3 protein-coding genes and 1 pseudogene are annotated in these 5,079 nt (G+C 43.2%); all 4 read left to right on the top strand.

What is annotated here, in order from left to right; genetic code table 11:
- Window positions 1–893, top strand: an 893-nt coding sequence (locus B4033_RS02175) for an OmpA family protein (protein ID WP_286831749.1), incomplete at its 5' end; no start/stop codon positions are given.
- 126 nt (window positions 894–1,019) lie between these two features.
- Complete coding sequence (locus B4033_RS02170) at window positions 1,020–1,799, top strand: Rossmann-like and DUF2520 domain-containing protein (RefSeq protein WP_286831747.1); 780 nt, start codon at window positions 1,020–1,022, stop codon at window positions 1,797–1,799.
- A 137-nt stretch (window positions 1,800–1,936) separates the two neighbouring features.
- Window positions 1,937–3,550 (top strand): annotated as a pseudogene (locus tag B4033_RS02165) (GMC family oxidoreductase).
- Between the two features lie 42 nt (window positions 3,551–3,592).
- The gene (locus B4033_RS02160) at window positions 3,593–5,020 is read left to right on the top strand and encodes a coniferyl aldehyde dehydrogenase (protein WP_286831745.1); all 1,428 of its coding nucleotides are present in this window, start codon (window positions 3,593–3,595) and stop codon (window positions 5,018–5,020) included.
- Window positions 5,021–5,079: the final 59 nt, after the last annotated feature.

Below are 5,079 nucleotides of genomic sequence, written 5' to 3'. Positions count from 1 at the left end.
ATGATGATCCGGATGATATCCGGGATATGCAAAATGCATCTAAAGCAGTCGCAACTGAAACTGCATTTCTAAAATTAAGTACTGGAAGTGAGGGGCAGATTACTAGCTGTCAGGTACAGATTAATGATCCTCAGTATATGGAAATTCTACAAAACGAGATCAAACAGATTTTTAATTATAATATCGGTTGCGGTTCAGAAAATAATGATAATTACCATTCTGAATTCACCGATCAGGATACGATTCCATCTGTATTAAAAGCAATGCAGGGTGTGCCAAATGTCAGCTTGCATTGGGAAGGAAAACAGGTTTCTGTACAAGCCGGCAATTCAGCCGATGCTGAACGTATTGCAGGTGAAATTCGCCAGCTGGCAAAAAATATGACGGTCATTACCCAAAAACCTATTAGTACTGCAAAGGCGATTAATACGCCGAGCAATGAAGCTGAAAAAGTCTTGGCAAGTATGCCTATAGAACAAATCCAAGCCTTAGATGTTGCGACAGCTTTAAATCTGCAAGCAATTAACTTTGCTCCAGGTTCAACTGAAATCCCGACCATCAATCAGTCGATTCTGGATCAGACAGCAGCTTTAATGAAACGTGCACCTCAAGTTCATTTACGAGTGATTGGTCACACAGATGCTCAAGGCGATGAAGAACTAAATAAACAACTGTCCTTACAGCGTGCTCAGGCGATTGTTAACTATCTGGTGAAACAGGGGGTCGATCCTGCCCAGTTGAATGCGATAGGCATGGGGCCAGCTCAACCCAATGCATCAAATGCTAAAGATGTAGACCGTTATAAAAACCGTCGTATTGCCTTTGAAGTCATGAATACCAACACTGGGACTGTACGTGCGGTCGATGACCAAGGTGTAAAACAGAAGGTGTAAATTCAAGACTAAAGAACGGTTTATTTAAACAACCTATTTAACTAGCTTGATCAAAATGAAAAGGACGAATTGCTTCGTCCTTTTTTTATTGGCATGCTGTGCGCAATTGTTCAGGAATATGATTAAATGCGGATTACTATCATCGGGGCAGGGCGAGTGGCTTATCATCTTGCCCGTGTATTGTCAGTACAGCATGAGATTGTGCAGATTTATAGCCGGACCTTGGAAAAGGCACAGCAACTGGCAGATCAATTCCAAGCGCAGGCAATTGAAAGGCCTGAGCAGCTGGATAATTATGTGGATCTGGTCATTATTGCGGTTAGTGACCAGTCAATTGCCATGGTTATTGAACAGATTCATCCATATTTACCGAATAACCTGATCTTACATACTTCCGGCAGTACTCATTTAGATGTGCTGAAACAAATCCATGTACGTGCTGGTGTGTTCTATCCATTACAAACCTTTAGTCTGGAACGTGAGATTAACTGGGAAAATACACCTTTATTTATCGAAGCACATGATCAAGAAGACCAAAATATCCTTCAAAATTTAGCAAATAGCCTAAGCGGTAGAGTCTATTCGTATAGTTCAGAGCAACGCCTAAGTCTGCATTTAGCTGCAGTCTTTGCATGTAATTTTAGTAACTACTGTTATGACATGGCCAAACAGGTAGTCGATGCACAGCAAGTGGATTTTAGTCTGCTTTATCCATTAATTCTGGAAACAGCAAATAAAGCGACACAGAATGATCCACGCCAGATGCAGACAGGTCCCGCCATGCGAGGAGATGAGAATATTCTGAATATGCATCAATCCATGCTGGAACAGTCACAACGTAGTGATTTGGCAGAAGTATATGCCTTGATGAGTCAGCAAATCCTGCAATGCCATCAAATCTCCTAAACCTGGAAAATATATAGGTATCTGAATTGCATGCAGATATCTCGATCAAGCATCGAGTTTAATTCTGAATATCGATTGTTCTATTTTCAGAAAATATCTTAAGTTGAGAAGATAATAATGAAAATGGAATAATAACAATGCAACAGGAATTTGACTACATCATTATTGGTGGAGGAAGCGCAGGATGCGTACTGGCCAGCCGTCTCAGTGAAGATCCCAATATTTCTGTCTGTCTTTTGGAAGCAGGTGGGCATGGCAATGCCTGGACAGTAAATATTCCGGCAGCCTGTGTCATGAGTTTACCAACCAAAATTAACAACTGGGCTTTTGAAACCGTTCCACAAAAAGGATTGAATGGACGTAAAGGTTATCAGCCACGTGGTAAATGTCTGGGGGGTTCCTTAGCAATTAATGCCATGATTTATATCCGTGGCAATCGTGCCGATTATGATGATTGGGCAGCACAAGGCTGTACTGGCTGATCTTATGATGAAGTACTGCCATATTTTATCCGATCTGAGAATAACCATCGCATTCAGAATGAATATCATGGTAATGCAGGCCCTTTGCATGTATCTGATGTGCAAACAGACAGTATTTTCCATGAACGATATTTACAGGCAGCACGTGAGCAGGGCTATCCAGTGCTGGATGATTTTAATGGTGCAGAGCAGGAAGGCTTAGGGATTTATCAGGTGACTCATGATAATGGTGAGCGCTGTAGCGCAGCTCGAGCTTATCTGTTTCCACATTTGAATCGTCCGAATTTGACCATATGGACTAAAGCCACCACGCATAAAATTATAATCGAACAAAAAGCGGCAGTTGGGGTGCAGGTGCAACATGCGGGTCAATTAAAAACGTTACGAGCGCGACAGGAAGTCTTGCTCTCGGCAGGTGCCATGCAATCTCCACACCTATTGATGCTATCCGGAATTGGTGATGCTGAAGAACTGAAACAACACGGTATCGAGCTCAAGCACCACTTGCCAGGGGTTGGAAAGAATTTTCATGATCACCCCGATTTTATTTTCGGCTATAGCGTCAAGGAATTTGCCGGAACCTTCGGGATATCCATGTCAGGTTCACTGGATATGTTTAAGCAGATTGGGCGATATCGCAGTGAACGCCGCGGCATGATTGCGTCTAATTTTGCTGAATGTGGAGGATTCATTAAAAGCTCGCCAGCACTGAAAATTCCCAATCTGCAACTGCATTTCGTGGTGGCATTAGTGGATGATCATGCACGTAAATTCCGTAGAAGCCACGGCATTTCCTGTCATGTCTGTTTATTAAATCCACGCAGCCGTGGTTCAATTAAACTGAGCGGGCCAAACATTCATGATCTGCTATTGATTGATCCAAATTTCTTGAACGATGAACGCGATTTGGATGATCTGGTCCAAGGTTTTAAACTGACGCAAAAATTGATGCAGTCACCATCGCTTTCCAGTCTGTATAAACAGGATTTATTTACTGCGCATGTAAAAAATGATGAGGATATTCGGGAAATTCTGCGCAATCGGGTAGATACGGTGTATCACCCAGTTGGTAGTTGCAAGATGGGCGTTGATGATATGTCTGTAGTTGATCCTGAATTATGTGTCTATGGCATTCAAAATCTGCGGGTGATTGATGCTTCAGTCATGCCATCGGTCGTGAATGGCAATACTAATGCACCAACAATTATGATTGCAGAAAAAGCTGTGGATCTGATCCGGGCAAGACAGCAAACATCGAAAGTTGCTTAAAAATATGAGAATTTCTTTTTACAGAATAAATAGGGACCGTATATGACGTCATGGGAACAAGGTGCAAATCTGGATAGTGCCAAATACATGCAGGATATTTTCCAGCAACAGCGTCAGGCATGTTTGCAAGCAGCATATCCAGATTATGAGCAGCGTCAACAGCAACTTAAAACACTATACCAAATGGTGGTGGAGCATCAGCATGAGATGGCAGCTGCTATTAGTCGGGATTTCTCGAACCGGAGTCTTGACGAAACCAAGCTGTTTGAAGTGCTGACCAGTTTGAATGGACTGAAACACAGCTTGAAACATCTGAAAAAATGGATGAAGCCGAGTAAACGTCAGGTTGGTATTCTGTTTCAGCCAGCCACGGGTTATGTGATGTATCAGCCGGTAGGCGTGGTTGGTATTGTGGTGCCGTGGAATTATCCGCTTTTCCTCGCCATTGGTCCTTTGGGTCAGGCCTTGGCTGCGGGTAACCGGGTCATGCTAAAAATGAGTGAATATACCCCGGAATTTTCTAGTCTGTTTCAACAGCTGATTGCCCGTTATTTCCCAGCTGACCAGATTGCTGTAGTTACGGGGAATGCACAAGTCGCGCAACAATTTACTACTTTGCCATTTGATCATTTGCTCTTTACTGGCGCGACTTCAATTGCACGTCATGTGATGCATGCGGCGGCGGAGAATCTGACCCCAGTCACACTGGAGCTCGGTGGTAAGTCACCTGTTATCGTTGCGAAGGATGCAGATTTACAGGAAAGCGCACGCCGTCTGGCTTTTGGCAAAACCATGAATGCCGGGCAGACCTGTGTAGCACCAGATTATGCATTTGTGCATCAGTCACAAATCCAAGCTTTTATTGGAGCTTATTTCAATGCTATTCGACAGTTCTATCCAAATAGTATTTTAAGCAATCCGGATTATACAACCATCATTAATGACCGGCAGCTTGCTCGATTACAGCGATATATTGAGGATGCTCAGGCCAAAGGTGCACAGTTGCATCAGATTGAACAGGGGGTAGATGGGCGCCGTTTGCCGCACCTGGTCTTGACCAATGTCCATGACAATATGCTGATTATGCAGAATGAAATCTTTGGTCCACTTCTGCCCGTCATTGGCTATGAGCAGATGGATGAAGTAATTAACTACATCAACCAGCATGACCGGCCATTGGCACTGTATTACTTTGGTTATAACAAAGCTGAGCAACAAAAAGTCCTGCATACGACACACAGTGGCGGGGTCTGTCTTAATGAAACTTTAATGACGGCTGGTATGGAGGATATGCCCTTTGGTGGGATTGGCCCATCTGGAATGGGACATTATCATGGACATGAAGGCTTCAAGACCTTTAGTCATGCCAAGTCGGTATTTAGCCGTCCAAAATTCAGTTTGATGAAGCTGATTTATCCACCGTATGGCAGTTCGATTTTGAAACTGATTTATCGTATCTTCTTGCGTTAAAGTGAGTGATACCTAGGAAAATTGCCCGGTATAAAGATGAACACCTATTTTTCTTTCTA

This window comes from Acinetobacter sp. UBA3132, from assembly GCF_002364825.1.
GTDB classification, from domain to species: Bacteria; Pseudomonadota; Gammaproteobacteria; order Pseudomonadales; family Moraxellaceae; genus Acinetobacter; species Acinetobacter schindleri.
This window is presented reverse-complemented; position numbering and strand designations above follow the sequence as displayed.